Genomic DNA, 18,186 nt, shown 5'->3' on the forward strand with positions numbered 1-18,186 from the left:
GTTTTAGGCAGGTTGTGCACACTGAATGACGCTTATCGACAACTAATTTTTACCTATCGCGACACACTGGTCAGCGAATAAACCGCTGATTAGAGAGCGCGCCATGAATCGCAATGTCATCCTCACCTGCGCCGTTACCGGCGCAGGTGATACCACCGCTAAAAACCCCAACGTACCCGTCACGCCCAAGGCTATCGCCGCCTCCTGCATTGGCGCGGCCCGCGCCGGAGCCAGCATCGCGCATATCCACGTGCGTGATCCGGAAACTGGTGGCATCAGCCATTCCACCGAGCAATTCCGTGAGGTGATGGAGCGTGTTCGCGAGGCGGACGCCGATATCGTCATGAACATCACCGCCGGCGGCGGCGGTGACTGGATACCGGACGTAAGCGACCCCACCCGCGGCGGCCCCGGCACCGATATTCAAACGCCCGCGGAACGTCACGCACCGGTGGGTGAGCTGCTCCCCGAGCTGTGCACCCTGGACTGCGGCAGCCTCAACTTTGGCGACATGGTCTACGTGAACCCCGCCGACTGGCTGCGCGAACATGCTCGCCTGGTGCAAGCGGCAGGCGTCAAGCCAGAGCTTGAGTGCTTTGATCTAGGTCATGTCTGGTTTGCCCGCCAGCTTCAGCAAGAAGGCTTGATCGACGACGACCCGCTGTATCAACTCTGCCTGGGCATCCCCTGGGGCGCCGAAGCGGATACCGAAACCATGCTCGCCATGCGCAATAAGTTGCCGGATAACGCCAATTGGGCCGCCTTCGGCATTGGTCGCCATCAAATGCCCATGGTGGCCCAGGCGGTACTGCTGGGTGGCCATGCCCGGGTTGGGTTGGAAGACAACCTGTTTTTAGAGAAAGGCGTGCTGGCTAACAACGGCCAACTGGTCGAGAAAGCCTCGACCATTATCGAGAACCTGGGCGCCCGGGTGATGACGCCTGCAGAAACCCGCGCGCACCTCAAACTACGCGACCCAATGACCGGAAATGTCATGGGCACCCCATCAGGAGGTGATGCATGAGCCGTTTAGCTGCGATTGGCACCGGCGTAATTGGCAACGGCTGGATTGCCCGTGCCCTCGCCCAGGGCTGGGACGTCGTCGCTTTTGATCCAGACCCCAAAGCTCCGGAACGTACCCGTTCATTTATCGACAACGCCTGGCCGTCGTTAACCCAGCTCGGCCTGGCACCTGATGCCAAACCTGAGCGGCTGACATTTGTGGCAACGATTGAGGAGGCCATAAGCGGCGCTGACCTGATTCAGGAGAACGTGCCCGAACGTCTACCGCTAAAGCAAGAAATTCTGGCCGCCATTGACGCTGCGGCCGCACCGGACACCATCATCGGCTCGTCCACCTCCGGCTTCAAGCCCACCGATCTGCAGCAGCAGTGCCAACAGGCACCCGGTCGCGTGATCGTCGCCCACCCCTTCAACCCGGTATATTTACTGCCGCTCGTGGAACTTGTGGGGGGTGAGGCCACCCAGCCCGAGCAGATGGCCGCCGCCCAGGAACGTTATCAGTCGCTCGCCATGCGCCCGCTGGTGGTTCGCCGAGAAATAGAAGGCCATATCGCCGACCGCTTGATGGAAGCGCTGTGGCGGGAAGCCTTGCACCTGGTCAATGATGGCGTGGCGACCACCGAAGAAATCGATGCGGCCGTGGTTTACGGCTGTGGGCTTCGCTGGCCGTTGATGGGCACCTTTTTAACCTTTCATCTTGCGGGCGGCGAATCAGGCATGCGCCATATGCTGGAACAGTTCGGCCCGGCGTTAAAACTGCCCTGGACCAAACTGGAAGCCCCGGAACTTACCGACGAATTGATTGATAAAGTGGTAGAAGGCTGTGAACATCAGGCCGCGGGGCGCTCGGTGGCGACACTGGACAAGCGTCGCGATGACTTTCTGGTCGAGCTGCTTGAGGTCGTCCACAAGTACTGGCCGGAAGCCGAGGGCTTAAAAGGACGCATTTAATGATCATCCATGAAACCCAAGTCGCCCCTGAGTGGGTCGACTACAATGGGCATATGAACGACGCGGCATACGCCCGCGTCTTCTCCCAGGCCTGTGAAGCGCTGATCGACCAGATAGGGCTCGACGAAGCGGGCCGGGCGCATTACGGCTATACGATCTACACGCTGGAAACCCACCTCTGCTATCGCCGCGAGGCACACCAAGACCAACCGTTAAGCGTCGACCTGACGCTACTGGATAGCGATGCCAAACGCCTGCACGTGTTTTTCGCCATGTTCGATGATGAAGACAACCTGCTGGCGAGCAGCGAACAGATGCTGATGGGCATGGAACAGGGATCAGGGCGACCCAGCGCGTTTCCTGAGCCGGTAGCGAGCTCCGTGGCGAAGCTTCCTCAAGCCAACAAAGACCTGTGGCCGGAGCTTGCAGGACGCACTATCGGCATACGACGCTAGGCTATACAAAACAGGTTATCCACGACAGGTGATGCGAAAAGGCAAACGCCATGCACATTGATGCCTTTATTCAACGCTTCAGTGCACAACTGGCGGAAATGGAAAAAATGCCATTCCCCCAGGCGCGGCGCGCCTATGACAGTCTTTGCCGAACCTTCGCCCCTTCTGATCCGACCGGTATGCAGATTAAAAACGGCACTATGGAAGGTGTCGATGTACGCCATTTTATCCCCGCGCAACGCCGAACGGGATGTGTGCTATTCATACACGGTGGCGGCTTTACCATCGGCTCGACCGAAAGCCACCATGGCCCCGCCGCCAGCCTGGCCCATGCGCTGGGTCGTGAAGTGGTAAGCGTCAACTACCGGCTTGCGCCCGAGGTCGCTTACCCCGATATGCTGGCAGACTGTCAAACGGTGTTGGAAGCGATACAGCCCATTGCGCTGGTAGGTGACAGCGCAGGCGGGCGGCTGGCGATCGATCTTGCCCACCCTTTGATCGAGGCACCGCCGCTCGGGTTGATCTATCCAACGGTTGGCGAGCTATCACCTGGGTGTCTCGGGGAGGATGCTCCACTGCTCTCACGCGACGATATACTGGGCGTTCGCCAACGCTGCCCAGAGATCAGCGCCGCCCAGCGCGATCTTGCGCCACCTGCGACGGGCATCGAAATACTGACGGTGGAGCACGACCCGCTTACTCGGCCCATCGAAACCGCAGTCGCTAACTGGCAGGAAGCGGGCGCCTCAGTGGGCTATCGTTGCGCGCCGCAGATGGTGCACGGTGTGCTACACGCTCATGCGCTGCTGCCTTCAATGAAAAGCGCCTGGCAGGATTTCTGCCAGGCGCTTCATAGACGGCTTATCGACCAAGTCAACAGGCCCTAAGCGAGCTAGAGTTTATTGATAGACTGCTCGCACCTGCTCAATAGCGGATTCACCATCGCGGGTCTCAACGCCTTCCAGCCACTCGGCTACAGTATCCAGATTGTTGCCGATCCACTCATGCGCGACCTCATCCGCCGGGCGCTCTTCGTAGCTGTACTCATGCACCCATTCGTTCTGGTCTTCGATATCGATCACGTACTGCGAGAGGAAACGGTGGACCTCCGGTGCTTCGTCCGCCAGGCTGGCAGGCGTAATAGTCCATACGGTGCTTTCAATAGCCGCCACACCCGCGTCGTCGCTATCTGCCAAGTAGGCCAAATCGAAGCTCACGTTCATCCAGTGAGGCTCCCAGCCAACAAAGGTCACCCACTCTTCATCGGCCATTTTTTGCTCAGCCTGGGCCAGCATGGCCGACGTCGAGCTTTCGCGGAGCTGCCAATCGCCCAACCCGGCAAGGTCGTTATCAATGGCGTTGAGAATCGCCTCGTTGATGCCAGTTCCGGCTTCAATGCCCTGGATTTCACCGTCGAACCGGTCGTGATGCTCTGCCAGCTCAGCAACCGTCGTCACGCCAGCGTCGTAAACGTACTGGGGAACCACCAGCCCGGAATTGGCACCGCTGATGTTCGAAACCACTTTCTCGACTTTGCCGTCCGCCACCAACGGCTCGACCATATCGGTCTGCACGGGGTACCAGCCGCCTAAATAGACTTCAAGATCGTTATTCGACAAGCCTTCAAGAATGACACTCACGGCTAGATCCTGCTGCCGCGTCTGGTAACCCATGGTTTCGAGCAGTTGGGCCGCCACTTCGGATTTCACGGTGACACCTGGCCACGGCGGCACCCCAAAGCGCAGCTCGTCGAGCTCTGCCATCGCTGGTGTAGCGGTCAACGCAGTAAGTAAAAAACCCGCTTTTAACGACATTGATTTGATAGTGGTCGGCATCTGGCTAAACCCTCTTGTTGATTAGGTCCTGCCAGTATGCGCGGCTTCCATTCCACTACTAACCACTAGGCGACATTTATCACCCATTAAGCGACCACCAGGATACAAATGGCTTATTCCGCTGATGTATAGCGTATCTGCCGTGGCGATACGCCGTAATAGGCGCGAAACGCACGTGCAAAGCTCGACGACGAACTAAACCCGCAGGCCACGGCCACTGCCAAGATCGCCAGATCGGTTTCGGCAAGCAGTCGCCGGGCGCGTTTAATGCGCAACTGCAAGTACCATTGACGTGGGGTGGCGTTCAATTCCTGTTCAAAAAGCCGCTGTAGCTGCCGCACCGACACCTCTACCCGGCTCGCCACTTCTTCAAGCGTGAGCGGCTCTTCAAGGTTCTGCTCCATGAGCGCCACAGCCTCGACCACACGCCGGTTGTGGGTGCCCAGGCGTTTTACCAGGGCCATGCGCTGCTGGTCGCTGCGGGTGCGGATACGATCATGGATGAGCTGCTCGGAAACATCGATGGCCAGCTTCGCGCCATGGCGCCGCGCAATCACCTCCAACGCCATATCCATCGCGGCGGCTCCTCCAGCGCAGGAAAAACGCCGCTCGCCCAACTCATAAAGTTCATCGGTGGTATCGATACCCGGAAAGCGTTCGCGAAAAGCAGGCAGACTTTCCCAGTGCAGCGCCACCCGTTCACGTTTTAACAGCCCGGTGGCGGCGAGCAGAAACGCGCCGGTATCAATGCCGCCCAAACAGCAGCCCGCCTGGTCCAACTGGTGAAGCCACGCCATTAACGGCCGAGTGAGATGCGCCTCTGGGGTAAAGCCACTGCATACTGCCAAGGATGGCAAGTGATGCACCTCCCGGGTGGCTTGATCTGCCATGAGCGTCATGCCGTTGGACGCCGTTACCGGCCCGCCATCGGCACTAATCAAGGTCCAATCAAACAACGGGCGGCTGGCAATGCGATTGGCGATACGCAGCGGCTCAACGGCCGCAAAAAAAGCCATCATGGAAAACTGCGGCAACAATAAAAACCCGACCATTTCTGGTGACGGACCCTGGTAACTAAGACGCATAAAAGTGCTCACTTTCAGTACATTTAAACGCTGGAGAAAAACAGCTTATCAGCCATTTGAAGCGTCTTCGCAGCAATTAGCAAACTATTGAGTAGCCCCGGCATACTGGCTTTCGCGCATATCCGATCATCGGCTATTGGCGTATACTTTATGTACTAAGGACAATAGCTCTTTAAAATAATCACAGGAATTTCAATTGACTCAACAGCGCCTGTACGTGCGCCTCTTGATGGCCGTAACCTTACCGTTGATTCTGGTCACAGCTACGCTATGGCCGGTACTTCATGTGCACCTGGAAACCCGCCAGGAAAGCATCCGTGCAGAAACTCGCGCCATCATGCAGGTGGGCAAAGATACCCTATTGCGCGATATCAAGGAGACGCTCAGTTACGCGCTCGCGGTGGCCGAAATGCCGATCATCAAGGCCCACATGATCGGCGAGAATGGCGAAGGCGTCGATAGCTCGACGTCGGCACAGTTGACCGGTTTTTTAGCGACGCTGATCGAACACTACCCGCGCTACACCAAGCTTATACTGATCGATAATCAGGGTAGCGAAGTCCTGCGTGCCCCGGTCGGGATTACCTCTGACCCTCGCTTTGATGATTATAGTCATGCCAGTACCGATTATTTCAAAGCCGCCAGCCAGCTGTCTGCCCGTGATCTCTACATTTCCCCACCCGGTCGCAACCTTCAATACGAGCTATTCAGTGGTGAAGTGGTCCCGGTCGTCAATGTCGCCACACCTATTTTTGAGCAAGGCGAACGCCAGGGGATGGTCCTGTTGAGCCTTAACTGGCAGCATCTGACCGAGGCCGTCCAACAGGCCATGCTCATTGACCCCGACGCAGGCGTTCTATTGGCTGATGCCCAGGGCGGTTGGCTTCTCACGGAAGGTAGCCAACGACTGCCGATGATCAGGTTTGGTGACAATTACGCCCGACTGGCTGCCGAACCATGGCAACCCGTGACCGAGCAAGATGAAGGGGCGTTCACGCTTGGCAACCATTTATTACGTTTCCAACGTTTGGATATACGCAGTGAAGCCTACGAGGGGCTAACAGGACGCATTTTCAGCCAGGACGACACCCTCCCCTGGGTATTAGGGGTTAGCCTACCCACCCCCACCTGGAAGTCGCTGCTACAAGATGAAGCCATCGTTGTCTGGTTCTTGTTGCTCACCTACTCCACGGCTGTGGCGCTGGGCATCTATTGGTCAATTAGCCGCCACCAACAGCGCAAGCTGCGTCGAGAGGCACAGCAGCAAGCCACCGAAGTCAGCAACCTGTATGAAAACGCTCCATGTGGTTACCATTCACTGAATGCCGATGGCGTGATCCTTAAAATGAACCAGACCGAACTTGACTGGCTAGGCTTAACCCGCAACGTTGTCGGAAAACGCAGTTATCGGGATTTTATTTCACCGGATTCACTGCCCGATTTTGATGCCGCCTTTCAGGACGTACAAGCAGGCCGACAGGGCGAGGCAGAATGCACACTGATAGCCACCGATGGTCACGAGCGACAGGTGGTCATTCAGGGTGTCGGATATCTGGAAAATGATCGCTTTAAGTACTCGAACGCCACCGTCTTTGACATTACCGAGCGCAAGCAACTGGAAGAAAAGCTGCGCGCCCAGGCCATGACGGATCCGTTAACCGGCGTCTACAATCGGCGCTATTTGCAATCGCAAGCCAGCGTCGAGATGTCACGTGCCTCAAGGCACCAAACGCCTATCTCTCTCATTGCTATCGACATTGATCATTTCAAGCACATCAACGATGAATACGGCCACGACGCCGGCGATGAAGTGCTTAAACGCTTTACCAGCGTGATTCAAGGGTTGCTGCGTCAGGAGGATCTTCTGTGCCGTGTCGGCGGCGAAGAGTTCGCTATCTTGCTGCCCGACACACCACTGGATAAAGCATGGCAAGTGGCAGAACGCATTCGAGTTGCCGTAGAACAGACCCAGGTGCCCATTGAACACGACGACGTACCGGTTACCATTGCCATCACCGCTTCCTTCGGGGTGACGCACATCGCCAACGGCGAAAAGACCTTAAAAGCCGCTATCAAGCGGGCCGACAGCGGTCTCTACGAAGCTAAAGACGCGGGTCGGAATCGTATTGTCCTTCAAGAGACTTAACGACTGTATCTTGAGGTTTGCCCTCCTGTCAGCGATCCATTCTTCCCAATGACGTTCTGCCGATGCTAGCAAAAGCTTAATGGCTTTCTCGATAGATCAACTTGCATGCAGGACGGGGGAATTCTTCGGTCAGCAAAGTGGTCCCAGCGTCTTGTACACTTTGTCTTACACACTTTCTGTCACCAGAAGCAGCGCATCGAGTGCTGGGCTTCTACATGGAAACCTTCGATGAATCAGCCGCTGCAAAGCCTTGAACAGCTACTAGACCGAGTTAGTCAATTGACCTATAACAACCATCAGGTCTCTGTCGGGATGGTCGTCGAGTCGATTGGCCGTCGTTCTTTTGGGCCGCTGCTGATGATGATTGGCATCACGCTGTTTTCGCCGCTAAGCGGTTTACCCGGCATGTCCGTCTTCATGGGGTCGTTCGTCTTGCTGATCGCCGTACAGATACTCATCGGCCGAAAACAGTTCTGGTTGCCACGCTATATCCTCAACCGTTCCATCGAGCGCGGCAAGCTTCAAAAGGCACTCCATTGGCTCAACAAGCCAGCAAGGAGCATCGATCGATTTCTCAAACCGAGGCTAACATTTCTTGTTCGTAACGGCGGTAGCTATGGAATTGCCTCGCTATGCATCATCATCGGATTTTGCATGCCCTTCATGGAGCTGGTGCCATTTTCATCTTCAGCGGCTGGTCTGGCGTTATTAGCGCTAGGACTGGCACTCGTCGTGCATGACGGCTTGCTGGTGCTGCTGGCACTAGGGTCATTCAGTGCGACCTTCATACTTATCGTTGCCAATTTTCTGTGACGGCTATCCGCCGGGAACAGAGTGTCACGAAAGTCAAAGCCGCCTTACTAATTCAATTGGCGTCCCAGGCAGGATTCGAACCTGCGACCTGCCGCTTAGGAGGCGGCTGCTCTATCCTGCTGAGCTACAGGGACTTATAGGGGCAGAAGTATAACGTCTCGGCCTACCCAGGCCAAGGCATGCGCTATATCCAGCCAAGCAGACGCAACGCAAAAACCCCAACGGTCACCGTCACGCTGGCCATCAGCGTGGTAATGGCAATGATATTGGCTGCCAAGGCGACATTACCACCAATCGCTTTGACCATGACGAAGCTGGCGGCCGCAGTAGGGCTGGCAAAGAACAGGAAAAGCAAACCCAGCGACTGCCCAGAAAAACCCATCAGCCTAGCAGCCCCGGTCGCCAAAACGGGGAGAATGACCATTTTCATGACGCTGGCGCTTAACGCAACCTGCTGACTATCTCGCAGACTGCTCACCGACAGGGTGGCCCCGATACAAATCAACGCCAGTGGCAACGTAAGAGAGGCAAAATAATCACCCGAAGTCATCAACCAACGGGGCAATGCAACTGACCAGGCGGTAAATGGCAATGCGGCGACTACGGCGATAATCAGCGGGTTGGTAACGATCTTCCAGAGCAGACTTCGCCAGTCGGTGGCCTGACCAGGCTGGTACATCGCCAACACTACGACCGAAAGAACGTTGTAGGTAACGATGACAACACCCAGTAATAAACTCCCTGCCGAAAGGCCATCGTTGCCGTACATGCCCGCCGCCAAGGCAAGCCCCACCACGCCACAATTACCGCGAAACGCGCCTTGCACATAGACCCCGCGTTCCTCACGCGGGATCCGGAAGCTCGCCCACACCCAACTGAGTGCACATTGGCAAAGCGTCGCCAGCGCGAAAAATACCAATAGCGGTATATCCAGTGCCACGGCCAGGTCGGCTTTAATCAAGCTCAGGAAGATCAGCGTCGGCAAGGTCGCCTTGAAGACCAGTGCAGAGGCAGTGGATACAAACGCCCTGTCAATCCAGCCAAGTCGCTTTAAGCCCAAACCAATAAATACCATGGCAAAGACCGGCAGGGTGACGTCAAGGGTCCGGGCAAAAAGTTCAAATAAGCTCACAGGCAACCATCTCTTTTCCTGAGTACAGATAGCAAGAACAGCACCTGCTTATATTCTACGGTTGGCGGAGATTTGTCGAACGATTAGGGGATGTTGGAAGACCTAGAGGCTGGGCACTACTCAAAGAGATGGACAGCGTCAGTGTCTGTTTCGTCATGCAGATTGATCACAACACCATTGCGACCGTTGTCTTTCGCCGCGTAGCTTCCGGCGTCGGCACGCGCCACTGCGTCATCAGTACTACCATCATCCTCATGGAAGGTGGTGACACCAATACTGAGCGTTACGCTATATTCCTTGCCTTCGTGAACGACCGAAATTTCTCCAACTGACTGGCACAGGGATTCAGCTATCTTTCGTGCCTGACTCAAGGTGCAACTGGGCAGCAGAACACCGAATTCATCACCACCTTGACGGGCAACATGGTCGCTGCGGCGCACCTCCCAGGCCACCACTTGGGCAATGCGCCTAAGCATTTCATCGCCCAGTGCATGACCGCCTTCATCGTTAATCGGCTTGAAATGGTCAAGGTCGAACAATAATAGCGCGGAGGGCGTGCTGGTCTTTTGAAAATCAGCAAAGGCATCATCAAGACGCCTTTCGAAACCTCGCCGATTAAGCAAGCCGGTCAGCGGATCATGTTCGGCTTCCCAGCGTTGAATGGCCTCTTGTTCGCGACGCTCAGTAATATCTTTGACCACTCCCACCAAGCCCAGCGAGTGCCCACCTTGGGAAAGCATGACCACACGAGCGTGGATATCCAGCCACAGCGTTTCTTTATCATTGCGAATAAAACGTAACTGCCGAACGAAATCGCTCCCGCTTTTCAAGCTATGTTGCCACATATCCTTGGCGCCACTCAGGTCATCGGCATGAATTTGGCGCAGCCAAGCGTTCATCGGCGTATTCGGCTGAATATCGAGCATACCCAGCAATGCGGGGTTCATGTAGGTAATCTCACCGTCAAAATTGGCGACAAACATGCCTTGGGGGGTGGCATTCAGCACGGAGTCAAGAAAGGCTTCCCGCTCTTGAAGGTTGCTCATTAATACCTGGCGTTCGTCTTCCACGCGATTGAAGGTCCCCGCCACGTGCTGTAATTCATGCATTCTGGTGCCGAGTTCCACTCGCTTACGCTCACCCCGCCCCACTTGGCCAATCTGCTTGGCTAAATGTTTTAACGGCGACAGCATACGACGCAGTATCAACCAAAGCACCGGCAACATCAGCAATGTCAGCGCTATCCCAAGCCACCATAGCCGCTGTAAAAAGCCATTGAGCGGTGCTAGAGCTTGGTCACTGGGCAAATACAGACCAACCACCCAGTTTGCAGGCCACACCTGGCCGTAGGATTGAAAACCCAGCTGGCCGTTAAGCAGAGTGCCAATGGACTCCCCTTCCCAGCCGTCCAATGCCAAATTAAGCCAAGGATTGAACGCCTCATCCGGCACATGGCTCATGATCAGGTCTCGGTTGGGGTGATAAAGAATCTTGCCCGATGCCGTCGCCACCCCGGCGTATCCCTCGTCACCAAGCCGAATTCGTGACAATCGATCAAATAGGCCGCCGGAATCCAGACTGACGACACCGCCCACGAAGCCATTAAACGCACCATGTTCATCAAAGCGCGGCACGCTGATCAGGACCATAGGCATACTGCTGGCGCGGCCCACAAAGGGCTCACTGACATAAGGCCTTTGTGTGCCACGCAGCATCTTAAAATATTCCAACTGAGAAGTGTCCAAACCTTCACGACCTTCTATGACAGGCCAGTCAGCCACCACTCGCCCTTCTTTATCGGCTATTACGACACCTTCAAACCACGCCATCAGGGCTTCATTACTTTTCAAGGTGGCGCTCATGTCGTCAGGGTTGGCATCACTTTCAACCTGACCGTCGAGAAGGCTTAGTGAATCGATGCGGGCTTCTACTTGCTCGGTCACTTCATCGGCCAGCAACGTCGATTCATAGCGCAGGTGCGCCATATTGGTGGCTTTTACCATGGTATTACCCAGCTGCCAGGCCATCCCCAGCACCAGTATCACGACCAGAAGCCAAGTAATTGCCAGTCCCACAAGCATTCGGTTCTGAAGCGAGCCGATGCAAGTTTTGCGTTTTAACCAGCGAACCAAACCCGCGCACCTCGCTTACTTTGCCGAATATTTGACGTTTCACATTGGCTTATTTTTTTACGTATCGGCCCATAGTACCGTTGTATGAGTGTCCACTACAAAATTATTGCGTTAACGTCAGCTGCTCGACTGCCTAAAGAAGCGTCATCCCGAGCATTTTCATCGGCAGCGTGTTTTCCGCCATACCTGTTGATACAAGGCAATATTGAAAACCCTATTTTGCTTGGCGCTCTTCACGGAGTTGAATGAAGTGCTCGCGCAGCCGAGCCACGTCGCTATCGCTCCAGCCTTCTGGCTCCGTGAGAGCAACCCAGGCGTCAACGTAGTGCTCTGCAGCTATCTCATGGCCATAGCCGGCTGGTGCTTGGCCAGCCGCAAGGTCAGCCAGCAATTGCAACATGGTGACCACTGGGTACCAGCGCAGATCTGACGAGACATCTGGACCACGCGGCTCACGCATCCAATCGGGTTCACGCCAGAAGGCAGCGGGATCGAAAAAGGTAATGGGGTCACTCGCGTACTGGAGAAAGGCAATCCTGAAGTCCCCCCATTCGCTTTCAGCGGCGTCCAGGCCTTGATACTGATTCATGAAACGCACCACCGAGCCGCCGCGAAAAGTCGGTAACCAGGCAGGAGTTCCAATATCTCGATCAGCGGTTACGGAGCGCCATGTTTCGCTGCGATAAGGCGGACCGCTCCATAACGCACCATGGAAGGGATCTTCAATGATATCGTAGAGATCAAAAGAAAGGTCCGAATTCAACGCACCAAGGCTCAGGCCGAAGAGATAGAGCCGAGGGCGTTCATCGTTTGGTAAGCTTGCCCAATACTCATAAACAGTGGAAAACAGCGCGCGCGCATTTTCAACCCCGTACTCACCCTCGGCAATCAAAGACAGGTGGCTGGGTAAATAGGAATATTGCGCGGCAATGGTCGCAATATCACCACGGTGAAGATACTCCACCGTATCTTGTGCGGCCGGGTCGATCCAGCCACGCCCGGTAGGGGTCGCTATTAAGAGCACTGAACGCTCAAAACCGCCGACGCGCTTAAGCTCTTCAAGTGCAAGCCGGGCACGCGCCTGGGGTGTTTCAGCCGCATTCAAGCCTATGTAGACGCGAAGTGGGTCAGGCGCTTCCTCGCCGGTAAAATCACCGATTTCCTCGCCCGCTGGCCCCTGAGTGACGAAGCGACGCCCACGACTTCCTAGAGCTTCCCAGCTCACCAGCGATTCGGCACTACCAGGCGTCATCGGGTCACTTGGAGGAGAAAGGTCGTCCTGAATCAATTCGTCCACTTGTTGATAGGAGCGGTCGGCCACTTTAAGAGCGAGCGAGAAGATAACCCCTTCGATCACCAACCAGAATAATGCAATGGCAGCCATAGTGCCGAGCAAAGAAGAAACGCGGCGGGTTAGGAAACGCGCCATTTTGCGCGATAGGAGCCGAAAGGTAAGCTTGAAAAGATGGGCGATCAACATCGCAAAGCTAAAAACAGCCAGTGCGATAAGGGCAATGGAAAATGGTCGCGTATCGTTTGCCGGCGCCATTTCCATCAAGGTGCGGATGCTATTTTGCCATTCAGAGGCTTGCCACAAGAAAAACCAGGCGACGATAAAGCAGACAGAAGCGACCACCCACTTAATGTGACGTTCTAGGCGTGGGCTGGGCTCGGGTATATGCAGATAGGCCCACAACCAATGGCTGGTCACCCCCAAGGCATAGCCAACGGTAAAACTAAGCCCTGAGACAATCCCCTGAGCTACCAGCGGGCGTGGTAACAGACTGGGCGTCAGTGAAAAGGCAAACAGCAACGTACCCAGTACAAGCCCGATGTCTGATAAGTGGCTAAAAAGGTATCTGACCCACTCCCTCGCTCTACTCATCACCATTCTTCATCCTCTTCAGAAGAGATCCACCACACGATCGACGCGGCACGCAAAAAAAAGCCGACCCCTAAGGGCCGGCTCTATTGTCGTTTCCGACGTGTCTAGCTAATCAACTGCTTAAGACGATAAATATTAGAAGTCGTAGCGAACACCAAGAGTAGTCAGGGTGTCATCATTCAACTCGTTAATTTGTTGATCGCCACTGAAGTCAGCATCGAATTCTGCAACTTCAGCAAAGACGTACATCGGCTCGCTGAAGCGATAGCTGGCGCCCACAACCCACTGGTTACGGCTATCAACCTCAGAACCGACGGTGCTGACGCGGTAATAATCACCGTAGATGTCACCCATGCCGTAATCGAAGGTAGCACCGAGGCCAGCAATGCTTTCAATGGCACTACTGTTGCTGCCTAAGTCACTGTTAACGTCTGTGACTTCTTCATACTTGGCGCGAACCAAGAATTCCGGCGTGAAGTTATAACTTGCGAAGATACCCATTAGATCTTCACCAGCGGGCAATGCGCCCTGACCATTGTCATAAGCTGCACCGCGATCTGACACGTCTTTAGCCTGGTTATAGGCAACAGAGACGTACAGATCTTGCCATGTATAATCGACAGCAGCGGACATGGTTACGGTAGAAGAGTTGTCTTGACCACGGTCAAATTCTGAGCCGTCGTTGTAAAGAGCGACGTCTACAAGGTTACCATTAACATCCCTGATCTCTTGCTCGGTTGCATTACCGCTCAGATGCTTAGCCTGAAGATGGGCGCGGAAGCCTTCCAGATTCGGTGTGGAGTAAGCAATGGAGTCACCGTGGCTGCCGATGTTACCAAAACCACCCAGTAAAGCTGCACCAGAAGCTTCCGGTACGTCGAACATTACGCCGCCAGACTGGTAGTAAACGTTGTCGAAGTTACCGACCGTGACTTTACCGAAGGAGTTGCTGTCAACACCTACGTAAGTATTGCGAACGGTATCGAAGCCATCGTTATTGCGTGCGTCACCAGCACCACGGAGTTCCATGCGAGCGAAGACGCTCAGGTCACGGGTAACTTGGTGGTCAGCGATGAAACCGAAACGAGATCCCAGGTCGTTGAATTCAGAACCGTCGTCCTTGTAGCCAGTTTCTTGAGTACCACCAGTGTTGCCAGTCTGCACGGCATAAGCAAGGCGGCCGTAAATGTTTAGGCTAGTACCGTCTTGGTCATAAACGGTTGCGGCTTGTGCTGCAGCAGAAGCACCGAGTGCGCCGATGACAGCAGTCGCTAAAAGTGTCTTTTTCATGGTGTAGGTTCCTTAACTAGCTTACTGTTTTGATCGTTTCTGTTCGACCTGAGGTCGACAGTCGGGCTGTTGGGTGTGCTCTTTTATCACTGCAGGGAGCTTTCCCAATTCAATGCGGCACTTCCTCAACAACGCCTTGTTATATTCCAATGCTCGCAAGGCAAACTCTATACCGGGAATCAGAGGAACGCAATAGAAAAAAACACTGTTTTTTTATTATTTGTGATTTTTTTTGGAACCAAGCCCACTGGAGCGGGGTCCTAGCGTCCTTGGAATTTCTGCTGCAAGCCCAAGAGCTTATCTTCCAGGCTGAGTTGTTTTTGAGGCGCATCAACGTCAGTGGGCGTCTTTTCTGCCTTTTCCCCCGCCTCTGTGGGTGCTTTTTTCTTGGGTTTGGGCGCTTTAGCGCGAGACTTATCTTCTCGGGCCGCCGGGGAACGCTCCTTCGGGGTGGCAGGTGCCTTCTGGGCACGCTTTTCTGCCGCATGACGCGCAGCTTCCGCGTCAACCACGCCTGCTTCGTTGCCTTCCAGATCAATCCGCGTAGCCCCTTCGCGCACCGACTTTATATAACGCGGCAGATTAACGTAATTTGCCAACGCACGGCGAATAAGCTTACCCGACCATGGCTCGCGCTCAGCCAGGTCGTGATGTATGCCCACTTTCAGCGGCTGGGTATGTCCCTTGAAAAACGCCTTTGGGTAGCGCGTGTACCATTGCGCCAGCAGTGCATGAGGCGATGGGGGCTCGGGGTTGGTTTCTTCTGAAGGAGGTGGCTGGGGTGCCCCCGCTGACTCACGCTCGGGCTTGGCTTGCTCTTTTGGCTCAACGAACTCAAAAGATGACTGCTGCGCATCAGATGCTTCAGCTTCCGGCGGCGTCGACCCGCGAGCCTCTGCCAACTGCTGCTTTAGCCTGGCGTTTTCTTCACGCAACTGAGTCAGCTCTGCCTGCGTGAGCATCAAATGCCGCTCCAGATCGTCCAATAACGTCATAGGGCTTGATCCAGCGCTTACCGATTTAGTGCTAACCGACATCCTGGGCTCTCCTTCGCGGTGCTTTTAGACACAGCTTGAACACAGCTAGGCGTCTGCCACGATGCGCTCGTAAGTAACAAACGCATAATCAGGCTGCTGTTCGTTAGGCTGACCGGCCACGCGTTGCGTTTCGCGCCATTCGCTGGGGTCTAACAAGGGGAAGTACGCATCACCTTCTACCTCGATGTCAACTTCTGTGACATAAAGCCGGGTCGCGTACGGCAAGGCTTGACGATATATCTCTCCACCACCCATCACCATGATCTCTTCGGCCGCTTCGATGGTGGCCTGCTGATCAGCCAGCTCAAGCGCCGCGGGCAGGTCATGACAGACCCGAACCCCCTCGTGAGTGAACGCTTCCTGACGGGTCACCACTATGTTTAACCGATTAGGTAACGGCTTGCCAATCGAGGCAAAGGTCTTGCGCCCCATTACCAGCGGCTTGGCCTGGGTCATGCGCTTGAAAAACTTCAGATCTTCGGGCAAATACCAGGGTAGCTGCCCTTCCACCCCGATGACGCGATTTTTCGCCATTGCCACAATCATGGCCACGGGCACCAGCGGTTCGAACTGGCTCATACCGCCACCTCGGCTTTGATATGAGGGTGCGGCTGATAGTCGACTATCTCAATGTCGTCGAACTGGAAATCAAAGAGATCGTTGACCTCAGGGTTCAGGTTCAGCCGCGGCGGTGCATTGGGCGTGCGCCCAAGCTGCTGCTCCGCCTGCGCCAGGTGATTACTGTAAAGGTGGGCATCGCCCAGGGTATGCACAAACTCACCAGGCTTTAACCCGGTCACCTGGGCCACCATGCTCAGCAGCAAGGCATAGCTTGCGATATTGAACGGCACGCCCAGGAAAATATCGGCGCTGCGCTGGTAGAGCTGGCAGGAAAGCCGCCCGTTCGACACGTAAAACTGGAACAGGCAGTGGCATGGCGGCAGCTGCATATCGTCCACTTGGGCCGGATTCCAAGCTGATACGATCAGGCGGCGCGACTGGGGCGACGTGCGAATCTGCTCCAATACATTGGCAATTTGATCAACGCTGCCGCCTTTGGGGTCGGGCCAGCTACGCCACTGATAACCATAAACCGGCCCCAGGTCGCCGTTTTCATCCGCCCAGTCATCCCAGATACGCACACCATTGTCTTTCAGGTAGGCGATATTGGTATCGCCTTTTAAAAACCACAGCAGCTCATGAATAATCGAGCGCAAATGCAGCTTTTTGGTGGTCAACAGCGGAAACCCACGCGACAAGTCAAAGCGCATTTGGTGGCCAAACACCGAGCGGGTACCCACTCCGGTGCGGTCATGGCGATCGGTCCCTTGATTCAATACCAGTCGCATTAAATCCAGATAGGGCTGTTCGAGAGCCTCTTTCATCGGCGTCGTTGCAGTCACGGTAATCCCAGATCAAGTCATCAATTAACGTCTATTCTATACATGTGGGCCGTCAGCGAACAGTGAACCACTGACGACTCCCTATTCACTACTCATCGCACTGCATCTACCGGCTGTTGGCGCGACCACGCTATCAACACGATGCCCAGTGCGATCATGGGTAGCGTCAGCAACATGCCCATGGTCACCCAGCCAAAGGCGATAAAACCGATGTGGGCATCGGGCATGCGGAAAAATTCGACCAGGAAGCGGAAAATACCGTAGCAAAGCAAGAACAGGCCTGAGATAAAGCCGCGTGCCTTTGGCTTGGCCGATGCAAACCACAAAATACAAAACAGCACGAGACCTTCTAGTATGGCTTCGTATAGGGCCGATGGATGACGAGGTTCAGGCCCCATGCCAGGAAATGGCATTCCCCAGGGCAGCGAGGTGACACGTCCGGGCAATTCATGATTTATAAAATTACCGACGCGACCAGCGCCAAGCCCAATGGGCACCAGCGGGGCAATAAAGTCGGTTAACGTGAACATGGCCAATTGCTTGCGCCGTGCAAAAAACCAGGCCGCCAGAAGCACCCCTATAAGCCCGCCATGGAAGCTCATGCCACCATCCCAGACTTTAAATACCCATAGCGGGTCGTCCGCCCACTGGCCCAAGCCATAGAAGAACGCGTAGCCTAAGCGCCCTCCGGCGACCACCCCGATGGCACAGTAAAACAGCAAATCGCCGATATCGTCTCGGCTCAAGCCAATTCGCACTGCTCGCCGACAACCCAACCACCAGGCGGCTACAAATCCCACGACGTACATCAGCCCATACCAATGAACTTGCAGCGGCCCTATGGCGATGGCAACCGGGTCGATTGTTGGATAATTAATCATCTAGGCTCTCTAATCAGGGGTCTATTGATGTGTCTGAATGGATGAACGCGATTGGTTCAACGACCGTCTAGTTTAACGATGCCTCTATTAGCAATACCTTGCTCAACAATACCTTATT

Annotated in this window: 16 protein-coding genes and 1 tRNA gene; 6 read left to right on the plus strand and 11 right to left on the minus strand. The window is 55.1% G+C overall.

Annotated elements, in window-relative coordinates:
• Positions 1–103: 103 nt before the first annotated feature.
• From BMX75_RS04140 to BMX75_RS04155, 4 genes are read left to right on the plus strand one after another with little or no spacing between them, the layout of a single operon-like run.
• Positions 104–1,024 (plus strand): beta-keto acid cleavage family enzyme, encoded by a 921-nt coding sequence (locus BMX75_RS04140; protein WP_092825533.1) that lies wholly within the window; start codon positions 104–106, stop codon positions 1,022–1,024.
• The gene (locus BMX75_RS04145) at positions 1,021–1,974 is read left to right on the plus strand and encodes an L-carnitine dehydrogenase (protein ID WP_092825535.1); all 954 of its coding nucleotides are present in this window, start codon (positions 1,021–1,023) and stop codon (positions 1,972–1,974) included. The genes BMX75_RS04140 and BMX75_RS04145 overlap by 4 nt, the downstream gene beginning before the upstream one ends.
• Positions 1,974–2,429, plus strand: a complete 456-nt coding sequence (locus BMX75_RS04150) for a thioesterase family protein (protein WP_092825537.1) — start codon at positions 1,974–1,976, stop codon at positions 2,427–2,429. Before BMX75_RS04145 ends, BMX75_RS04150 begins: the two co-directional genes overlap by 1 nt.
• 50 nt (positions 2,430–2,479) lie before the next feature.
• Positions 2,480–3,316 carry an alpha/beta hydrolase gene (locus BMX75_RS04155; protein ID WP_092825539.1) on the plus strand — a complete coding sequence of 279 codons (837 nt, stop codon included), beginning with the start codon at positions 2,480–2,482 and terminating at the stop codon, positions 3,314–3,316.
• Positions 3,317–3,328: 12 nt separating this feature from the next.
• On the opposite strand, the gene BMX75_RS04160 is transcribed toward BMX75_RS04155, so the two are convergent.
• Both BMX75_RS04160 and BMX75_RS04165 read right to left on the minus strand, forming a co-directional pair.
• Positions 3,329–4,264 (minus strand): ABC transporter substrate-binding protein, encoded by a 936-nt coding sequence (locus tag BMX75_RS04160; RefSeq protein WP_092825541.1) that lies wholly within the window; start codon positions 4,262–4,264, stop codon positions 3,329–3,331.
• A gap of 113 nt (positions 4,265–4,377) precedes the next feature.
• Positions 4,378–5,349 carry a GlxA family transcriptional regulator gene (locus BMX75_RS04165; protein ID WP_092825543.1) on the minus strand — a complete coding sequence of 324 codons (972 nt, stop codon included), beginning with the start codon at positions 5,347–5,349 and terminating at the stop codon, positions 4,378–4,380.
• A gap of 196 nt (positions 5,350–5,545) precedes the next feature.
• On the opposite strand from BMX75_RS04165, the gene BMX75_RS04170 reads away from it, so the two are divergent.
• Positions 5,546–7,495 (plus strand): diguanylate cyclase, encoded by a 1,950-nt coding sequence (locus tag BMX75_RS04170; protein WP_092825545.1) that lies wholly within the window; start codon positions 5,546–5,548, stop codon positions 7,493–7,495.
• Positions 7,496–7,723: 228 nt separating this feature from the next.
• Positions 7,724–8,308 (plus strand): exopolysaccharide biosynthesis protein, encoded by a 585-nt coding sequence (locus BMX75_RS04175; RefSeq protein ID WP_092825547.1) that lies wholly within the window; start codon positions 7,724–7,726, stop codon positions 8,306–8,308.
• A gap of 57 nt (positions 8,309–8,365) precedes the next feature.
• Here BMX75_RS04175 and BMX75_RS04180 read toward each other — a convergent pair.
• The 9 genes from BMX75_RS04180 to lgt form a co-directional block, all read right to left on the minus strand.
• Positions 8,366–8,442 (minus strand) — tRNA-Arg (locus BMX75_RS04180).
• A gap of 50 nt (positions 8,443–8,492) precedes the next feature.
• A complete protein-coding gene (locus BMX75_RS04185) occupies positions 8,493–9,440 on the minus strand; it encodes an AEC family transporter (protein ID WP_092825549.1) in 948 nt (315 codons plus the stop codon).
• Positions 9,441–9,556: 116 nt separating this feature from the next.
• The gene (locus BMX75_RS04190) at positions 9,557–11,521 is read right to left on the minus strand and encodes a sensor domain-containing diguanylate cyclase (RefSeq protein ID WP_245748339.1); all 1,965 of its coding nucleotides are present in this window, start codon (positions 11,519–11,521) and stop codon (positions 9,557–9,559) included.
• Between the two features lie 265 nt (positions 11,522–11,786).
• A complete protein-coding gene (locus tag BMX75_RS04195; RefSeq protein ID WP_245748340.1) occupies positions 11,787–13,385 on the minus strand; it encodes an alpha/beta hydrolase in 1,599 nt (532 codons plus the stop codon).
• Between the two features lie 207 nt (positions 13,386–13,592).
• Positions 13,593–14,747 carry a porin gene (locus tag BMX75_RS04200; RefSeq protein ID WP_092825553.1) on the minus strand — a complete coding sequence of 385 codons (1,155 nt, stop codon included), beginning with the start codon at positions 14,745–14,747 and terminating at the stop codon, positions 13,593–13,595.
• A gap of 260 nt (positions 14,748–15,007) precedes the next feature.
• Positions 15,008–15,742 (minus strand): ProQ/FINO family protein, encoded by a 735-nt coding sequence (locus BMX75_RS04205; RefSeq protein WP_245748341.1) that lies wholly within the window; start codon positions 15,740–15,742, stop codon positions 15,008–15,010.
• A gap of 87 nt (positions 15,743–15,829) precedes the next feature.
• Complete coding sequence (locus tag BMX75_RS04210) at positions 15,830–16,363, minus strand: dihydrofolate reductase (protein ID WP_092825557.1); 534 nt, start codon at positions 16,361–16,363, stop codon at positions 15,830–15,832.
• Positions 16,360–17,187 (minus strand): thymidylate synthase, encoded by an 828-nt coding sequence (locus BMX75_RS04215; protein ID WP_092825559.1) that lies wholly within the window; start codon positions 17,185–17,187, stop codon positions 16,360–16,362. The genes BMX75_RS04210 and BMX75_RS04215 overlap by 4 nt, the downstream gene beginning before the upstream one ends.
• A gap of 92 nt (positions 17,188–17,279) precedes the next feature.
• Positions 17,280–18,068: a prolipoprotein diacylglyceryl transferase gene (gene lgt / locus BMX75_RS04220; RefSeq protein ID WP_092825561.1), complete on the minus strand. Its 789-nt coding sequence runs from the start codon at positions 18,066–18,068 to the stop codon at positions 17,280–17,282.
• Positions 18,069–18,186: the final 118 nt, after the last annotated feature.

Source organism: Vreelandella subterranea, assembly GCF_900111305.1.
GTDB classification, from domain to species: domain Bacteria; phylum Pseudomonadota; class Gammaproteobacteria; order Pseudomonadales; family Halomonadaceae; genus Vreelandella; species Vreelandella subterranea.